The organism is Borborobacter arsenicus (assembly GCF_003934165.1).
GTDB classification, from domain to species: domain Bacteria; phylum Pseudomonadota; class Alphaproteobacteria; order Rhizobiales; family Rhizobiaceae; genus Pseudaminobacter; species Pseudaminobacter arsenicus.
In genome coordinates, this window is record NZ_RKST01000114.1 from 1 (window position 1) to 353 (window position 353).

The window sequence follows — 353 nt, forward strand, 5'->3', positions numbered from 1 at the left end:
CCTTGGTGCCGGCGCCGAAGCAGCGCAACACAGATGCGGAGAAAGAGGCGATCAAGGCTGGCAAGACGGCAGGTGAGATCTGGCCGAACGAGCCGAACAAGGCGGCCCAGAAAGACACCAATGCGCGCTGGACGCTCAAGATCGGTGGCAAGATCCGGTATCGGCTGGACGGCACGCCGCTGCCTCAAATCGCGTTGCCGGTCTTCGGTTACAAATCCCACATCGCCATCGACAGGCGCTTCGGCTTCATCCGGGAGAGTGCCGCCACGTCGGCATCCCATGCGGACGGGCGGATGCTGCCGCGATTGGTGACGACAGACAACACTTCCTCCGAGGTCTGGGCCGACAGCGCG

General features: G+C 63.7%; 1 pseudogene. It reads left to right on the forward strand.

Features of this window, described 5'->3' with window-relative positions:
- A pseudogene (locus EET67_RS25450) lies at nt 1-353 on the forward strand (IS5/IS1182 family transposase); the annotation flags it as partial.